The following is a 16,510-nucleotide window of genomic DNA, read 5'->3' as shown; positions in this document are numbered from 1 at the left end:
GCGGATAGAGCGCATAGGACTGGAACACCATGGCGATGCCGCGCTTGGCGGGCGCCACGTGGCCGACTTCCGTGCCGTCGATCTGCACGCTGCCTGAGGTCGCGTCCTCGAGACCGGCGATGGTGCGCAGCAAGGTCGACTTGCCACAGCCGGACGGGCCGACGAAGATGACGAATTCGCCGTCCTTCACCTCGAGGTCGATGCCTTTCAGCACCTCATGGCTACCGTAGGCCTTGCGGATGGATTTGAGTTGAAGCGATCCCACCTGGTTGCCCCCTTTAAAGTTTGACTGGTCTGCCGGTGCGCACGCTTTCGTCTGCGGCAAGGCAGATGCGGAGCGACTGCACGGCGTCGTTCATGTGACGGTCGAGGTCGATGTTTTCGCGAATGGCCTTCAGCACATAGGCCTGTTCGCGGTCGCAGAGTTCCTGGTGGCCGGGTTCGCCGTCCATCTTCAGGTCCTCGTCGGCTTTGAGGAATCGGCCGTCGGGACCGGTTTCGGCATTGTGCAGCCGGATCACCGCGGTCTTGGTGTGCATGTCGATGTCGTCGGACTTGGCATTCTGGTCCATGACGATCGACACCGATCCCTTCGGCGACATCACGTCCTTCACGAAGAAGGCGGTCTCCGAGATCATCGGTCCCCAGCCGGCTTCGTACCAGCCGGCCGACCCATCCTCGAAGATCACCTGCAGGTGGCCGTAATTGTACATGTCGGGCGCGATCTCGTCGGAGAGGCGAAGCCCCATGCCGCGCACTTCCACCGGCTTGGCGTCGGTGATCTGGCACATGACGTCGACATAGTGCACGCCGCAGTCGACGATCGGCGACGTCGTCTTCATCAGCGACTTGTGCGTCTCCCAGGTCGGTCCGCTCGACTGCTGGTTGAGGTTCATGCGGAAGACATAGGGGCCGCCGAGCTTGCGCGCTTCGGCGATCAGTCGGATCCACGAGGGGTGATGACGAAGGATGTAGCCGATCACCAGCTTGCGGCCGTGTTTCTTCGCCGCCGCGACGACGCGCTCGGCGTCGGCGACGGTGGTCGCGAGCGGCTTTTCGACGAAGACGTCGGCGCCGGCCTCGAACGCCATGACCGCAAAGTCGGCATGGCTGTCCGAATAGGTGCAGATCGAGCAGAGATCCGGCTTAAGTTCGGCCAGCGCCTTCTCGAAGTTCGGATGGATTTCGTAGCCGGCAAGTTCTTCCGGCAGCGGCACCTTGGAGCGGTTGACGAGGCCGACGATCTCGAAGCCGGGATTGTTGTGATAGGCGAGCGCATGGCTGCGCCCCATGTTGCCGAGCCCCGCGACGAGGACCCGGACCGGTTTGCTGCTTGCACTCACTTGACTGCTCCTGCCGTGATGCCGCGGATCAGTTGCCGCGAGAAGATGACGTAGAGGACGAGAACCGGAAGGATGGCGAGCGACAGCGCCGCCAGAACCGCGTTCCAGTTGGTGACGAACTGGCCGATGAAGATCTGCGAGCCGAGCGTCACCGTCTTGGTCGCTTCCGCCGGCGCGAGGATCAGCGGGAACCAGAGGTCGTTCCAGATCGGGATCATGGTGAAGACCGCGACCGTTGCCATGGCCGGCCGGACGAGCGGCAGAACCAGGCGGAAGAAGATCGAGTATTCCGACAGCCCGTCGATGCGTCCGGCATTCTTCAGGTCATCGGAGACCGTGCGCATGAACTCCGAGAGAATGAAGATCGCCAGCGGCAGGCCTTGGGCGGTATAGACGAGGATCAGCGCCGTCAGCGTGTTGACGAGGTTGGCAGCGACCATGCCCTGCAGAATGGCGACGGTGCCGAGGCGGATCGGGATCATGATGCCGATCGCGAGATAAAGCCCCATCAGCGTGTTGCCGCGGAAGCGGTATTCCGACAGCGCGAAGGCGGCCATCGCCCCGAAGAGCAGCACCAGCGCGATCGAGACGATCGTGACGATGAAGCTGTTCTGGAAATAGGTGGCGAAGTCGCCCTGGCCGAGGACCGTTTCATAGCCGATCAGGCTGAAGGTCTGCGGTGTCGGGATCGTCAGCGGCGCCCGGAAGATCGCGTTGCGATCCTTGAACGAGTTGATGATCGTCAGGAACACCGGGAACAGCGAGATGAGCGTGTAGGCGATGAGCGCTGCATGCACGAAGCCGGTGCGGAGAAATGAATCGCGTGCTTTCGACATCTCCGGTCTCCTCAGAACTGGTAGCGGCGCATGCGGCGCTGAATGACGAAGAGGTAGAGCGAGACGCCGGCGAGGATGATGAGGAACATCACCGTGGCGATCGTCGCGCCCATCGAGCGGTCGCCGAGCTGCAGCTGGAAACCGAAGAAGGTGCGGTAGAGGAGCGTGCCGAGAATGTCGGTCGAGCCATCCGGGCCGGCAAGCGCGCCCTGCACCGTGTAGACCAGGTCGAAGGCGTTGAAGTTGCCGACGAAGGTCAGGATCGAGATGATGCCGATCGCCGGCAGGATCAGCGGCAGCTTGATCTTCCAGAACTGGCTCCAGCCGGTGACGCCGTCGCATTCGGCAGCCTCGATCACCTCATCCGGAATGTTGAGCAGGGCGGCGTAGATCAGCATCATCGGGATGCCGACATATTGCCAGACCGAGATCAGCGACACGGTGACGAGCGCCGAACCGGGCTTGCCGAGCCAGGGGGCAAACAGCGACTTCAGGCCGACGAGATCGAGCATGCCGGGCGCAACGCCCCAGATCGGCGACAGGATCAGCTTCCAGATGAAGCCGACGATCACGAAGGAGAGCAGCGTCGGCAGGAAGATCGCCGTGCGGTAGAAGGTCACGAAGCGCAGCTTCGGGATCGACAGCATGGCGGCGAGCGCGACGCCGATCGGGTTCTGCACGCACATATGGATGATGAAGAAGATGACATTGTTCTTCAGCGCGTTCCAGAAATCGTGCGCCCAGCGTTCGTCGCCGAACAGCGTCTGGAAATTCGCAAGGCCGACAAAGGCCGGCTGGCCGTCGACCGTGTTGAACAGCGAAAGCCTGAGCGTCTCGATCAACGGCAGGATCATCACCGCCGAATAGACCAGGAAGGCCGGCAGCAGGAAGACGAGGATGTGCCAGCGTTTCGGCCGCCTTGCGGTCGGCTGTCCGTCTTGCACTGAAAGAGCGTCACTCATGGATCCATCCGTTTCTAGAAGACCGGTCCCCAGGCAATCATGATGCGCACCGGCGCCACGCGGCCGGTCGCGCCGCATGCCGTCTGCCCCTTTATCGAGGGCTCATGACGAAGGTTAAGTCTATCGCGTTCTTTTGCAAACGACTGCGTCGGTGGCCTCCCACTGGGGGAGGCCGGTGACGCTTCGGCTGGGGGAGTGCCGTCATTCGGCATGTCGCCCCGCCCGGTCCCCACGGCATCCTTAAATCCATCCGGCTTAAGGTGCTCTATGCACGTCCAGGACGTGCGGCGCTGTAGGGCCGACCCTCCCCCGTCAAGGGGAGGGAACCTGTTGCGCTTACGTCTTACTTCGCCGGCTTGTACCAGCCGTCGAGGCCCTTCTGCAGCTTCTCGGCGGCAACCTCAGGCGTATCCGTGCCGTTGATCACGTTGGCCGATTCGACCCAGGTCTCGTTTTCCAGGTTCGGCGTGCCGCGCGACAGGATCTGGTAGGTCGAGCGGATCGTCGGCTTGCACTTTTCGCGCCAGGAAACGAATTCCTGCGCCAGCGGATCGGCCATCTTCACCGGCTGCGAGTTCAGGCTGAAGAAGCCCGGCAGCGCGTTGGCGTAGATTTCGGCGAATTCCGGCGAGGAGATCCAGGTCAGCAGCTTCTTGGCTTCTTCGGCATGCGCGCTCTTGGCGTTCAGGCCGACACCGATGTCGTTGTGGTCGGAGATGTAGCAGGCGTCACCGGCGTTCTTCACCGGCGGCGGGAAGGCGCCCATCTTGAACTGGGCCTGCGTGTTGAACAGGCCGATTTCCCACGAGCCGGCCGGGTAGATGGCAGCGCGGCCGAGCGTGAAGAGGTTCTGGCTGTCCGGGTAGGTCTGGGCTTCGAAGCCGTCGCCGAGATAATCCTTCCACTTGGCAAGAACGCGATAGGGCTCGACCCATGCTTCGTCGGTCAGCTTCTCTTCGCCCTTGATCAGCTTGGCGCGGCCTTCTTCACCCTTCCAGTAGGTCGGGCCGATGTTCTGGTAGCCCATGGTCGCGGCTTCCCAGAGGTCCTTGGTGCCCATCGCCATCGGGATGTAGTTGCCGTCGGCCTTGATCTTGTCGAGGGCGGCGAAGAATTCCGCTTCCGTCGTCGGGATCTGGATGCCGAGCTGGTCGAAGGCGTCCTTGTTGTAGATGAAGCCGTGGATGACCGAAGCCATCGGCACGCAGAAGGTGGCCTTGCCGTCGTCGGTGGTCCAGGCGGACTTGGCGACCGGCGAGAAGTTCTCCATGCCGGCCAGACCCGTCAGGTCGGCGAGGTGCTTCTTGTTGTAAAGCTCGAGCGAGGCGTCGAACGGACGGCAGGTGATGAGATCGCCTGCGGAGCCGGCGTCAAGCTTGGCGTTGAGCGCGGCGTTGTACTCGGTCGGCGCGGTCGGCGCGAACTTGACCTTGATGCCGGGGTGCTTGGCTTCGAACGCCGGGATCAGCTTTTCCTGCCAGATCGCCAGGTCGTCGTTGCGCCAGCTTTCGATGGTCAGCGTCACGTCCTCGGCGTGCGCCAGCCCGGCCGTGCCGAGAATGCTCGAAGCGAGCAGCAGGCCTTTGATTGTCGTACGGATCATGCAGTTTCTCCCTCTTTATAAGCGCCCTCCGGCGCGGTTTGGATCCCGGAATTACTCAGGCCGAGACGATGTCGATCGCCTGGCGCAGATTCTGCCTGGTCTCTTTCAGTGCCGCCTCCGCGACCGCAACGTCCTTCGCGCCAGAGGCGAGCAGGATTGCGACCTTGACCGAGCCGGAGGCCATGTTGATCAGCCGGCCGGCTTCGGCAGCGCTGATGCCGGTAATGTCGGTAACGATGCGGATTGCGCGGCCGTGCAGCTTGATGTTGTCGGCGCGCAGGTTGACCATGTGGCCGTCGAGCACGTGGCCGAGCTGAATGCCGACCAGCGTCGAGAACATGTTGAAGGCGATCTTCTGCGCGGTGCCGGCGCCCATGCGGGTCGAGCCGGAAACCACTTCCGGCGGCGTCTGCAGAAGGATCGAAACGTCGGCGTCCTTGAACAGCGCCGCACCCGGATTGTTCGCGACCCCGATCACCTTGGCACCGAGCTTGCGGGCCTCGTCGGCCGCAGCAAGCGCGTAAGGGGTGGAGCCGCTGGCGGAAACGGAAACGAGGCAGTCGCCCGCGCCGATGCCGGCCTTGCGCACGTCTTCACGGGCAAGGTCCATGTCGTCTTCATAGCCACCTGCAAGGTCGCTGAGGCTGGCGGTGCCGCCGGCAAGCAGAACGACGATCTGGTCCTGGGCAATGCCGTAGGTGCCGGGCAGTTCGAGCGCATCGGCCATGGCCATCAGGCCTGAGCTGCCGGCGCCGGCATAGGCGAGACGCCGGCCGGATGCGAGGGATTCGGCCGCGATCGATGCGGCAGCCGAGATCGACTCGATCGCCGCGTCGACGGCCTTGGCGGCCGCCTGCTGGCCGGACGCGAGCAGCCGGAGCGCCAGCGCCGGATGCATAAGATCCAGGCCTTTGGCGTTGTCGTGGCGCTCTTCGGTCTTGGCTGACGGCATGGGTTGTGTCTCCTCTTGGTCAAATTAATGCCAAAAAAATACCAATTGTCCAGCAGAATTTAAGTTTTGGCGTCTGAAAAAACTAAACAGCTAAATTAGCCCTTAGATTTCAACGTATTGCAACGAAATCGAAACAGTGAGCGGATTCAGGCTTGGATATTGGTATTTTTTTGGTATCCTCAATGGGCGGAGGTGCTCATGACAAATTACCTGATCGGAATCGATGGCGGCGGAACGAGCTGCCGGGCTGCCGTGGCAACGGCGGACGGGCGCATTCTCGGGCGCGGCAAGTCCGGCGCCGCCAATATCCTGACGGATCCGGAAACCGCGCTTGCCAATATCGGTGAGGCCGCACGCGCCGCTTTCGTAGAGGCGGGCCTTGATCCCCAGGGTATTAGCGCCGCCAAGGCGATCGTCGGTGTCGCCGGGCACAATGTCGGTGACGCCGTGCATTATGTGAAGCGCCGCCTTCCGTTCGCCGCTGCCGACATCGAATCCGATGGCTTGATCGCCCTCCAGGGTGCGCTCGGCAATCGTGACGGCGCGGTCGCCATTCTTGGTACCGGCAGCATCTATATCCTGCGCCAGGGCGAAACCGTCAGCTATGTCGGCGGTTGGGGCTTCACCATCGGTGACCATGGCAGCGGCGCCCGCATCGGCCACGCGCTTCTGCAGGAAAGCCTGCTTGCCTTCGATAATATTCATGAAGCCTCGGCGGTCACCGACAGCGTCCTCGCCGAGTTCAACAACGAGGCGCGCGACGTCGTCGATTTCGCTCGCCTCGCCAAGCCCGGAGAATTCGGTCGCTATGCGCCGCGCGTGTTCGAGGGGGCCGCATCCGGTGATCCGGTTGCCGTGCGCATCCTGAAAGCCGCTGCGCTTACAGTGGACGAGGCACTTGATGTCGTCGTCGCAAGGGGCTGCGACAGATTGTGCCTTCTCGGTGGATTGGCGCCGCTCTATCGCCCCTGGCTTGCCGATCGGCATCAGGCCTTGCTCGTCGAGGCGGAGGCCGACGCGCTGACCGGATCGGTCGCCGTTGCCGCCCAGCGCTTCGGCACCCAGGCGAGGGCAGGCGCATGACGCACCAGCTCGCTTCCATTCTGCCGCTCGAGGGCCTGCAGTCCGGAGGGTCGGGGCCGCTCTATCTCAAGCTCAGGCAATCGCTCGAAGACGCGATCCAGTCGGGCAAGCTCAACCACGGCGACGCTCTGCCGCCGGAACGCGACCTTGCCGACTACGCCAACATCAGCCGCGTCACCGTGCGCAAGGCCGTGGACGACCTTGTGCGCGACGGGCTGCTGGTTCGCCGCCACGGCTCCGGCACCTTCGTCGTCAAGCCGGTCTCCAAGGTGCAGCAGTCGCTCTCGCGGCTGACCTCGTTTACCGAAGACATGGCGCGCCGTGGCCTGAACACCCATGCCCGCTGGCTGGAGCGCGGCCTGTTTCATCCCTCTCCGGATGAAATGATGGCGCTCGGCCTTCCAGCCGACGCGCTGGTTGCCCGCCTCGGGCGCCTGCGCATCGCCGACGACATGCCGCTTGCGATCGAGCGTGCCAGCATTTCGGCGGAGTTCCTGCCCGACCCGCAGACCGTCACCTCGTCGCTCTATACTGCGCTCGACAAGACGCGCTCGCGACCGGTGCGCGCCGTGCAGCGCATCTCCGCCTGCAACATCAAGGATCCGGATGCCTCGATGCTCGGCGTCGCCGTCGGTTCGGCCGGCCTTTCCATCGAACGTGTTTCCTATCTCGCATCGGGACGCGTCGTCGAATTCACCCGCTCGCTCTACCGGGGCGATGCCTATGACTTTGTCGCGGAACTGACGCTGTCGGAATCCTAAAGCGACGGCTCCGCCAAGAAAGGGAATTGACCATGCAGACCAATATGCGCCGAGAAATCGACGAGATCCCCGAAGCCGCCCAACGTCTGCTGGAACGCTCCGCCGACCAGCTCAAGGCTGCCGGTGCGGCACTCCGCGCCAAGGATCCGGCCTTCCTCGTCACCATTGCCCGCGGCTCTTCCGACCATGCGGCGCTGTTCCTCAAATATGCGATCGAGCTGCAGGCCGGCGTGCCCGTCGCTTCGCTCGGCCCGTCGCTGGCCTCGATCTACGGGGCCAAGCTGAAGCTCGGCGGCGCGGCAGCGATCGCGATTTCGCAGTCGGGCAAGAGCCCGGACATCGTCGCCATGGCGAAGGCTGCAACCGATGCCGGCGCGGTCTCGATCGCGCTTACCAACACTTTGCCCTCGCCGATTTCCGAGGCTTGCACCAACCCGCTCGACATCCTGGCCGGTCCGGAAATCGCGGTTGCCGCCACGAAGTCCTACGTCAATTCGATCGTCGCCGGCCTCGCCGTGCTTGGCGAGTGGACCGGTGATGCGGCGCTTCAGCGCGCGGTCGCCGACCTGCCGAACCAGTTTGCCAAGGCCGTCAAGCTCGACTGGCAGGCCTTTGCCGACGATCTTGGCGAAGCCGAATCGCTCTATGTGCTCGGCCGCGGCCCGGCGCTCGCGATCGCCAGCGAAGCGGCGCTGAAGTTCAAGGAAACCTCCGGCATGCATGCGGAAGCCTATTCCGCGGCGGAAGTGCTGCACGGGCCGGTGGCGCTCGTCGGCGCCAAGTTCCCGGTGCTGACACTTGCCGCCCGTGATGCGGCCGAGACGTCGGTTGCCGGCATTGCCGACGGTATGGCGGAAAAGGGTGCAGTGGTTCATGCTACCTCGAACCTCGCCGCCAAGGCCAAGCGTCTGCCCTTCGTCGAGACCGGTCACCCGATCACCGACGCGCTGACGCTGATCCTGCCGTTCTACGGCTTCGTCGAGGCCTGGTCGCGTTCGCGCGGTCTCAATCCCGATGCGCCGGCAAGCCTCAAGAAGGTAACGGAGACGAGATGAGCGAGAGGAAGGCAATCACCGGCGCCCGCCTGTTCGACGGCGTCGAATGGCACGACGGCTGCGCCCTCGTCATCGAGGCCGGCCGGGTCAAGGCGATCGTGGCGTCTGCCGACGTTCCCGCCGATGCCGAGCGGATCGATGCCCACGGCATGCTTTTGGCGCCGGGGTTCATCGACCTGCAGGTCAACGGCGGCGGTGGTGCGCTTCTGAACGAGGAGCCGACGGTCGAAGGCATCCGGCAGATCTGCTCGGCCCATGCCAAGTTCGGCACGACGGCACTTCTGCCGACGCTGATCACCGATACGCGCGAAATTAGAAGCGCCACCATCAAGGCCGGCCTTGAGGCCAAGGCTGCCGGCGTGCCCGGTTTCCTCGGGCTGCATCTCGAAGGCCCGCATCTTTCGGTCGCGCGCAAGGGGGCGCACGATCCGAAACTGATCCGCCCGATGGACGACGCCGATCTCACCGAAATGCTCGATTGCGCCAGGGCGCTCGGCGTCCTGATGGTGACCGTGGCGCCGGAAAACGCCACCAAGGAGCAGGTGCGGGCGCTTACTGACGCCGGCGCCGTCGTCAGCCTCGGCCATACGGATGTCGGCTATGAAACCGCGGTCGCCTATGCCAAGGCGGGCGCGCGCACGGTAACCCATCTCTTCAACGCCATGAGCGGCCTCGGCCATCGTGAGCCGGGCGTGGTCGGTGCAGCGCTTGCCACCGGCACGCTGCATGCGGGCATGATCGCCGACGGCTATCACGTCGAGCCGGCGTCGATGGGCGTGGCGCTGCGCGCCAAGGTGGGGCCGGGCCAGATCTTCCTGGTCACCGACGCGATGTCGCCGATCGGCACCGACATGAAGAGCTTCCAGCTCAACGGTCGCGAAATCCTGCGCGAGGGCGGCCGCCTGACGCTTGCCGACGGCACGCTCGCCGGTGCCGACATCGACATGCTGTCCTCGGTCCGCCTCGTGCACGAAAAGCTCGGCCTGCCGGTCGAGGAAGCGCTGCGCATGGCCTCCGCCTATCCGGCCGACGCCATGGGCCTCGCCACCCACAAGGGGCGGCTGAAGCCCGGAGCGGATGCCGATTTCGTGCTGCTCACGCCGGAACTCGGCATGGGATCCACCTGGATCGGCGGCACGCAGGTTTACGCAGCCTGATTGCGACGTCACGAACAACAAAGACCTGACAGAAAGACCCGGAAAGCGCTTCGCTCTCCGGGTCTTTTTCTTTGGGCTTTTTTGTTAGCGCGGGCTATGGGCCGCAAGCTTCGCCTTCATCGCCCGGACCGTGTCCGCATCGGTGCGACGCCGGTCGGCGGAGACGAAGCCCATCTCCACCAGTCGCGGATCCTGAGCCGGCTCACGAACGGAGCAGGAAGAGTGAACCTCCCGGACGCTCAGCTTACTTAAGAGGGCATCCACGGTGTCCAGCGTCACGCCGGACCCGGGCATGATCGACAATCGGCCGGCTGCACGCTCGATGATTTCCGCCAAGCGGTCGATCGCCTGTGGCGCGCTCTTCGCGCCGCCCGAGGTCAGGATGCGTTCGAAGCCGAGTTCCACCGCCGTCTCCATCGCCTCGGCAAAATCCGGCACGAGATCGAACGCCCGGTGCAGCGTCATGCCGAGCCCGGCCGCGTGGCCGGTGAGCTTGATGAGCATCGATGCGTCGAGCCGGCCATCGGCCAACGACGCGCCGAGCACGACACCGGCCAGACCGGCGTCTCGCGCCGCATCGATATCGCGGCGCATCACGTCGAGGTCGGCGGTCGAGAAGATGAAATCGCCCGGCCGCGGCCGGATCATCGCGTAAACGGGCACGGGCGGCGGGCCAGCCAGCGCCATCAGACCGGGATTGGGCGTGAGGCCGCCGACGGAAAGGGCGGCGCAAAGCTCGATTCGATCGGCACCGCCTTCGATGGCCGCGTAAAGTCCGTCCGCGTCGTCGACGCAGACTTCGAGTTTGATGTCGCTCATACCTTGTCTCCTGAAAGCCCGAGCAGCGCCGCGCCGATCAGGCCGGGCTCGATCCGGCATTCGCCGCGCACGACCAGCGGCCGGTCGAACTGTCTCAGAATCCGGCTACGCACTGCCCTGTCGATCTCGGCAAGCAGCTCCTCGGCATTGGAAAGGCCGCCGCCGACGGGCACGATCGTCGCGCCGGTGATGTTGATGACCAGCGCCAGCGGCGAGCTGACGAGGTCGACGAGAAGGTCGACCGTGCGCTTGGCTTCGGCGTCGCCAGTCTTCCAGGCTTCGATGATCTCGTGGCTCGAAAGCGTCTTGCCGTGGGCGGTCTGGTGCAGGCGTTCCAGCCCGCGGGCACCGCCGACGGTATCGACGCAGCGCTTCTGGCCGCAGCCGCAGGCATAGGCGGGAATGGCGATGGGCGGATCGCCGGCTTCCGACGCGATCGCCGGACCATGGCCCCATTCGCCGGCAAAGCCGCCGTCGGCATTGATCAGCCGGCCGTCGATGACCAGGCCGCCGCCGACGCCGGTGCCGAGGATGGCGCCGAAAACGATGCGGTGGCCGCGTCCGGCACCCGCGCCGGCCTCGGCCAGCGCAAAACAGTCGGCGTCATTGGCGATCTTCACCGGAAGATGCAGCGCCGCCTCCAGCTCGGCGACCAGTTCGCGACCGTCGATGCAGGGGATGTTGGCGCATTTGATGCGCTGCGTCTCGGGATCGATGACGCCCGTGATCGAGATCGCGACGCAAGCCGGATGTCCGCCCGCTTCGTCGAGGACCTCTTCGAGCGCCTGCACGAACTGGCGGAAGTTGGTAAGTGGCGTGGCTCGGCGCGGCAACGGAAAGATCCGGTCGCGCGAATGCACGATCGCGCCCTTGATTGCCGAGCCGCCGATGTCGAAACAGACGATCATGCCTCACCCCGGATGATCGCCTCGGCCGAAAGCGCCACCGAAAGCAGCCGGTCGTCTTGGTGATGTGGGGCCGCAAGCTGGAAGCCGACCGGCATTTCCGCCGCTCCAAGCCCGCAGGGAATGGAGATGCCGCAGAAATCCAGGAAGTTGCCGATCGACGTGTTGCGCAGCGTCTTGCCGTTGATCTTGAAGAACAATTCGTCGTCTTCGAGAAGCGGCGCGATCGGCGGGGCGACATGCGGCAGCGTCGGGTGGGCGATGAGTTCGTTCGGCCTCAGGCTTTCGACCGTCTCGTGGATCAGCTGGTCGCGCGCGTCGAGGAGGGCGATGTAGTCGGGCATGGTGATCTTCTCGCCGAGCCGTGTGCGGGCGACGACGCGCGGATCGATCGCGTTTGCTTCAGGGCCGGCGAGACGCTCGCGGTGCAGCGCATAGGCCTCGGCCGTTACCAGGGCGCCGTGGCGGGCCATCAACCCGAACACCGCCGAGAAGGACGGGAAAGCGCGGCGGCTGACGGCAACGCCCGCCTTTTCGAGCCGCTTGATCGCGTCCTCGAAGGCTTCGACGACCTCCGGTTCCGCATCGTCGAAGACCACCGTTTCCGGGATCACCAGCGCGACGCCCGAGAGGTCCGCGCGGCGCACGGTCGGCGCCGTCAACCCATGCATGGCGGCGTCGACCCAGACGGCATCCTGCACCGTGTGGCAAAGGGGCCCGAGCGAATCCAGGCTTTCCGCCAACGGAAAAATACCCTTCATCGCATAGCGGCCGCGTGTCGCCTTGTAGCCGACGATGCCGGTGAAGGCTGCGGGAATGCGGACGGAGCCGCCGGTGTCGGTGCCGATGGCCGCCGGCACCAGCCCGGCCGCAACCGCGACCGCCGAGCCCGACGACGAGCCGCCGGGAATGCGCTCGACGTCCGTGGCGGCGGGGTTGCGCGGCGTGCCGTAGTGCGGGTTGATGCCAAGGCCGGAGAAGGCGAATTCGCTGAGATTGGTGCGGCCAACACTGACCATGCCGGCGGCGGAAACGGCGGCGACCACGGGCGCGTCGCTTGTTGCCGGCGCGTTCGTGCGCAGCACCGCCGAGCCGGCGGTCGTGACGCTGCCGGCAGTGTCGAACAGATCCTTCCAGGCGACCGGCAGGCCGTCGAGCAGGCCGAGCGACCGCCCGGCCCTCAGACGCTTCGAGGCAGCCTCCGCATCCCGTGTCGCGCGCTCCGGCGTCAGCTCGACAAAGATGGCGTAATCGCCGTGGGCGTCGATCGCCGCATAGGTTTCCTTGGCGAGTTCCACCGGATCCAGCCTGCCGCTCTGCACCAGCACGGAAAGGCTGGCGAGTGTCTTTTGTTCTGTCATGTCATCCTCCGCGGAGCGCTGCTGCCGGCATCCCATATGTCTACAATATCGCCGCTCCCGGCGTTTTCCATGCTTCCCTTAGATGAGGTGCATGAATCTTGCATAAAGACGGGTGTCTGCCGGAGCGATCTTGTCGCCGGTAGCGCCTCTGCCTACATGCACCATCGAACCTTGGCCCATGCTGGAGAGCGATGATGATCCTGGACGCGGCGCGGCTGTCGCTTGCCAACCTGTTTGCACCCGAGACCCGATCGGTCTTCTGGAAGGTGCTGGGCTTGACGATCCTTGCGCTTGTCGCCCTGTGGTTTGCGGTGCGCGAAGTGTTCGTCTGGCTGGCCTTGCCGTGGATCGACACGCTGATGCCGGGCACGCCCGTCTGGGCCGGCTGGCTGACCTTCGTGCTCGGCATCTTCGCAAGCCTTGGCCTGGCCCTCGTGCTCGCCTTGCTTCTTGCCCCCGTCACCGCGCTCATCGCCGGCTTCTTCCTCGACGACGTTGCCGATGTCATCGAGAAGCGTGACTATCCGAACGAGCCCCCGGGCCGGCCGCTGCCGCTCGGCGAGGCGATTGCCGGCTCGCTCAAGTTCCTGGGCGTCGTCATCCTCGGCAACCTCCTGGCGCTCGTGCTGCTGCTCGTTCCGGGCGTCAATCTCGTCGCCTTCTTCCTGGTCAACGGCTATCTGCTCGGCCGCGAATTCTTCGAGTTTGCGGCGATGCGCTATCGCGCGCCGGCGGAGGCGCGGCTCTTCCGGGAAAAGCATCGCTCGACCGTCTTTCTCGCCGGGCTGCTGCTCGCCGGCTTCCTGGCGGTACCCTTCGTCAACCTTTTGACGCCGCTCTTTGCCGCCGGCCTGATGGTGCACCTGCACAAGCGGCTCTCGGCGAAAGATCCCGGGTTCTCGCTGCGTGTCGCGGCGAAGGCGTAAGGCTCTTGCTTGACTTAAGGCCGGCGGTGGCCAATCTGCCGGCAAACGGCGCCGCGCGCCCATGGAGTTTGCAGGAATGAGCAACACGGACGAACGGATCACCCGCCTCGAGGAGACCGTGGCCCACCAGGCCAAGACCATCGAGGAGCTTTCCGATCAACTTGCCGAGCAGTGGAAGGTGGTCGAGCAGACCCGCGCCAAGCTCGACCGGCTGACCGAAAGGTTCCTAACGCTCGAAGAGCAGTCGCTCGACGCGCCGGCCATTACGAAACCGCCGCATTACTGATCGCCACGACAGCGACAGGACAAACAAAAGGCCGCCGGTCCAACGAACCGGCGGCCTTTTTCATGACGTAAGCGCTGCTCTTAGTAGGGGCAGGACTCGTCGCTCATGTAGTCGTGGACCTGGACCTTGCCGGCAATGATTTCGGCCTTCACCTTTTCCACTGCGTCGAGCATCTCGGGCGTGATCAGCGCCTTGTTGTTGTCGTCGAGGGCATAGCCGACGCCATCTTCCTTGAGGCCGAGGTTGGAAATGCCGAACTCGAACTTGTCGTTCTTGGCCGCCGTGAAGGCTTCGTAGACGGCGACATCGACGCGCTTCAGCATCGAGGTCAGGACCTTGCCCGGCTGCAGGGCGTTCTGGTTCGAATCGACGCCGATGCCGAGCTTGCCCGCATCCGCAGCGGCCTGCAGAACGCCGACACCGGTGCCGCCGGCTGCGTGGTAGACGACATCCGAGCCCTGGTCGATCTGGGACTTGGCGATCTCGCCGCCCTTGACCGGGTCGTTCCAGGCGTCCGGCGTCGTGCCGGTGTAGGCTTCCAGAACCTTGACGTCAGCGCCGGTCGACTTGGCGCCGCCAACGTAGCCACAGGCGAACTTGTGGATCAGCGGAACGTCCATGCCGCCGACGAAGCTGACGGTCTTCGACTTGGAAGCGAGACCGGCGAGAACGCCGACGAGGTAGGAGCCTTCCTGTTCCTTGAAGACGACCGACTTGACGTTCGGCTTCTCGACGACCATGTCGATGATCGCGAACTTGATGTCCGGATATTCCGGGGCGATCTTTTCGAGCGAAGCCGCCCAGTTGAAGCCGGCCATGACGATCGGGCTGTTGCCGTCGCTGGCGAAGCGGCGCAGCGCCTGTTCGCGCTGGGCGTCGTTGGCGATTTCGAACTCGCGGTATTCGACACCCGATTCCGTCTTGAACTTCTCGGCGCCGTTAAAGGCAGCCTCGTTGAAGGATTTGTCGAACTTGCCGCCGAGATCGTAGATGATCGCCGGCTTGATGTCGGCGGCCAGTGCCGTCGCGGACATCATCGAAAAGGCAAAGAGACCGAGAATTGTTTTTTTCATCGTGCAGCCCTGTTGTCGCTATTGATCTTATTGGGTCCTCCCGCCGGCTCCCTGACGGAAGCCTGTCTGCGGAACCCACCCCCTTCTCCTTGGGGCTAGGGTGGCGCATCCTTGCACGGTCACGGCAAAAAAACACTCAAAATTTTTCAGATGGTAAAAATTGAAGCCACGGATACCGGCACCCGTAAGGCACCGGTTCTGTTGCGTTTTTGAGATCCGGGCGAGGTGTCCCGACCGGTCCGGCGCGGCCTCAGGGTTGTGGGTATCGCGACCGCACGCGGGATACCACCCAGGGGGTATGCGTCTAGTGGCCGATCGGGCAGCTGACGCCGGTGCCGCGCAGGCCGCAATAGCCGCTGGGGTTCTTCGCCAGATATTGCTGGTGGTAGTCCTCGGCGAAATAGAACGGGCCTGCCATCTCGATCTCGGTCGTCACCCTGCCGCCGTGGTTGGCATGCTTCAGCGCGGTCTGGAACGTGACGCGCGCGGCTTTGGCTTCGGCCAACTGCTCGTCATCATAGGCATAGATCGCCGAGCGGTAGGTAGTGCCGATGTCGTTGCCCTGGCGCATGCCCTGCGTCGGGTCGTGTTCCTCGAAGAAGGTTCTAAGCAGGCTCGCGAGCTTCACCTTTTCCGGATCATAGACGACCAGGACCACTTCGGCATGGCCGGTAAGCCCGGTCGTCGTTTCCTGGTAGGTCGGGTTCGGCGTCAGCCCGCCGGCATAGCCGGCCGCCGTCACGTAGACGCCGGAGATGTTCCACAGCAATCGTTCGGCGCCCCAGAAGCAGCCCATGCCCAGAAGGATGCGCTTGGTGCCATCGGGGTAGGGGCCTTTCAACGGCCGCCCGGAAACGAAATGCGTCTCGGCCGTCGGGATCGCGGCGTCACGGCCCGGCAGCGCCGTCTGCGCGTCCGGCATGATCGTCTTCTTGTTGAACATGTCGATCAGGAACATCAGCATACTCCTTTCGGTGCGAAGGTGGCCCGCGCCGCGTCAGGCGGCGAACCGTCCAGCCGCCGGCCGCTTCTTGTATCCGGCCATCCACAGGATCAGGGCGATCAGCGCCAGCACCGCGAAGGCCGGCTGCTGCAGCAGCCAATGCAGCATCCCGTGCCAGATCGTCGGTGCAGTATCGGAACGTTGGGCAAACTGGACCCAGCTTGCCGTGTCGGCGCCAAGCGCCTCCAGGTCGTCGCCGAGCGACGTCATCACCAGTTCCGATGCGGCGACCGACTGGATCGCGTCGACGGCACCGGCAAGCACGGCGGCAAACAACACGATGGCGCTCGCCAGCCTCAATAGAAATCGCATCGCACGGCATTCCCTTCAATTCGCTGGCTGGCGCCGAGTCATCGGCTCGGCGCGTCGCCCCGCCGCATCTTCT

Annotated in this window: 18 protein-coding genes; 6 read left to right on the top strand and 12 right to left on the bottom strand. The window is 64.3% G+C overall.

Features of this window, described 5'->3' with window-relative positions:
• The 6 genes from L981_RS32230 to L981_RS32205 form a co-directional block, all read right to left on the bottom strand.
• A partial coding sequence (locus tag L981_RS32230; RefSeq protein ID WP_043626616.1) for an ATP-binding cassette domain-containing protein occupies positions 1–265 on the bottom strand: 265 nt, incomplete at its 3' end.
• 13 nt (positions 266–278) lie between these two features.
• Positions 279–1,343, bottom strand: coding sequence for a Gfo/Idh/MocA family protein (locus tag L981_RS32225; protein ID WP_043626615.1), 1,065 nt, complete (start codon positions 1,341–1,343; stop codon positions 279–281).
• Positions 1,340–2,179 (bottom strand): carbohydrate ABC transporter permease, encoded by an 840-nt coding sequence (locus tag L981_RS32220; RefSeq protein ID WP_043626614.1) that lies wholly within the window; start codon positions 2,177–2,179, stop codon positions 1,340–1,342. The genes L981_RS32225 and L981_RS32220 overlap by 4 nt, the downstream gene beginning before the upstream one ends.
• An 11-nt stretch (positions 2,180–2,190) precedes the next feature.
• Positions 2,191–3,141 (bottom strand): carbohydrate ABC transporter permease, encoded by a 951-nt coding sequence (locus tag L981_RS32215; RefSeq protein WP_043626608.1) that lies wholly within the window; start codon positions 3,139–3,141, stop codon positions 2,191–2,193.
• A 343-nt stretch (positions 3,142–3,484) separates the two neighbouring features.
• A complete protein-coding gene (locus L981_RS32210; RefSeq protein WP_043626606.1) occupies positions 3,485–4,744 on the bottom strand; it encodes an ABC transporter substrate-binding protein in 1,260 nt (419 codons plus the stop codon).
• Between the two features lie 55 nt (positions 4,745–4,799).
• Positions 4,800–5,696, bottom strand: coding sequence for an N-acetylmuramic acid 6-phosphate etherase (locus L981_RS32205; protein WP_043626602.1), 897 nt, complete (start codon positions 5,694–5,696; stop codon positions 4,800–4,802).
• 198 nt (positions 5,697–5,894) lie between these two features.
• On the opposite strand from L981_RS32205, the gene L981_RS32200 reads away from it, so the two are divergent.
• From L981_RS32200 to nagA, 4 genes are read left to right on the top strand one after another with little or no spacing between them, the layout of a single operon-like run.
• Positions 5,895–6,779, top strand: a complete 885-nt coding sequence (locus L981_RS32200) for an N-acetylglucosamine kinase (RefSeq protein WP_043626599.1) — start codon at positions 5,895–5,897, stop codon at positions 6,777–6,779.
• Positions 6,776–7,540: a GntR family transcriptional regulator gene (locus L981_RS32195; protein WP_043626596.1), complete on the top strand. Its 765-nt coding sequence runs from the start codon at positions 6,776–6,778 to the stop codon at positions 7,538–7,540. Before L981_RS32200 ends, L981_RS32195 begins: the two co-directional genes overlap by 4 nt.
• A 32-nt stretch (positions 7,541–7,572) precedes the next feature.
• Complete coding sequence (locus tag L981_RS32190; RefSeq protein WP_043626593.1) at positions 7,573–8,595, top strand: SIS domain-containing protein; 1,023 nt, start codon at positions 7,573–7,575, stop codon at positions 8,593–8,595.
• Positions 8,592–9,752 (top strand): N-acetylglucosamine-6-phosphate deacetylase, encoded by a 1,161-nt coding sequence (gene nagA / locus L981_RS32185; protein ID WP_043626590.1) that lies wholly within the window; start codon positions 8,592–8,594, stop codon positions 9,750–9,752. Before L981_RS32190 ends, nagA begins: the two co-directional genes overlap by 4 nt.
• An 84-nt stretch (positions 9,753–9,836) precedes the next feature.
• On the opposite strand, the gene L981_RS32180 is transcribed toward nagA, so the two are convergent.
• The 3 genes from L981_RS32180 to L981_RS32170 are packed head-to-tail and all read right to left on the bottom strand — an operon-like array spanning position 9,837 to position 12,837.
• Positions 9,837–10,571, bottom strand: a complete 735-nt coding sequence (locus L981_RS32180; protein WP_043626587.1) for a copper homeostasis protein CutC — start codon at positions 10,569–10,571, stop codon at positions 9,837–9,839.
• A complete protein-coding gene (locus L981_RS32175) occupies positions 10,568–11,479 on the bottom strand; it encodes an ROK family protein (protein ID WP_043626584.1) in 912 nt (303 codons plus the stop codon). The genes L981_RS32180 and L981_RS32175 overlap by 4 nt, the downstream gene beginning before the upstream one ends.
• Positions 11,476–12,837, bottom strand: a complete 1,362-nt coding sequence (locus L981_RS32170) for an amidase (RefSeq protein WP_043626581.1) — start codon at positions 12,835–12,837, stop codon at positions 11,476–11,478. The genes L981_RS32175 and L981_RS32170 overlap by 4 nt, the downstream gene beginning before the upstream one ends.
• 194 nt (positions 12,838–13,031) lie before the next feature.
• On the opposite strand from L981_RS32170, the gene L981_RS32165 reads away from it, so the two are divergent.
• The gene (locus tag L981_RS32165) at positions 13,032–13,763 is read left to right on the top strand and encodes a sulfate transporter family protein (protein WP_043626578.1); all 732 of its coding nucleotides are present in this window, start codon (positions 13,032–13,034) and stop codon (positions 13,761–13,763) included.
• 76 nt (positions 13,764–13,839) lie between these two features.
• Positions 13,840–14,049 carry a SlyX family protein gene (locus tag L981_RS32160; protein ID WP_043626575.1) on the top strand — a complete coding sequence of 70 codons (210 nt, stop codon included), beginning with the start codon at positions 13,840–13,842 and terminating at the stop codon, positions 14,047–14,049.
• 80 nt (positions 14,050–14,129) lie between these two features.
• Here the strand turns inward: L981_RS32160 and L981_RS32155 are convergent, their stop codons facing one another.
• From L981_RS32155 to L981_RS32145, 3 genes are all read right to left on the bottom strand, one after another.
• Positions 14,130–15,122 carry a BMP family protein gene (locus L981_RS32155; RefSeq protein ID WP_034804831.1) on the bottom strand — a complete coding sequence of 331 codons (993 nt, stop codon included), beginning with the start codon at positions 15,120–15,122 and terminating at the stop codon, positions 14,130–14,132.
• 304 nt (positions 15,123–15,426) lie between these two features.
• Positions 15,427–16,080, bottom strand: coding sequence for a peptide-methionine (S)-S-oxide reductase MsrA (gene msrA / locus L981_RS32150; RefSeq protein WP_043626617.1), 654 nt, complete (start codon positions 16,078–16,080; stop codon positions 15,427–15,429).
• A gap of 39 nt (positions 16,081–16,119) precedes the next feature.
• Positions 16,120–16,437: a membrane protein gene (locus tag L981_RS32145; RefSeq protein WP_043626572.1), complete on the bottom strand. Its 318-nt coding sequence runs from the start codon at positions 16,435–16,437 to the stop codon at positions 16,120–16,122.
• Between the last annotated feature and the right edge of the window lie 73 nt (positions 16,438–16,510).

It is taken from the genome of Ensifer sp. ZNC0028, from assembly GCF_000799055.1.
Classification (GTDB): Bacteria; Pseudomonadota; Alphaproteobacteria; order Rhizobiales; family Rhizobiaceae; genus Ensifer.
This window is presented reverse-complemented; position numbering and strand designations above follow the sequence as displayed.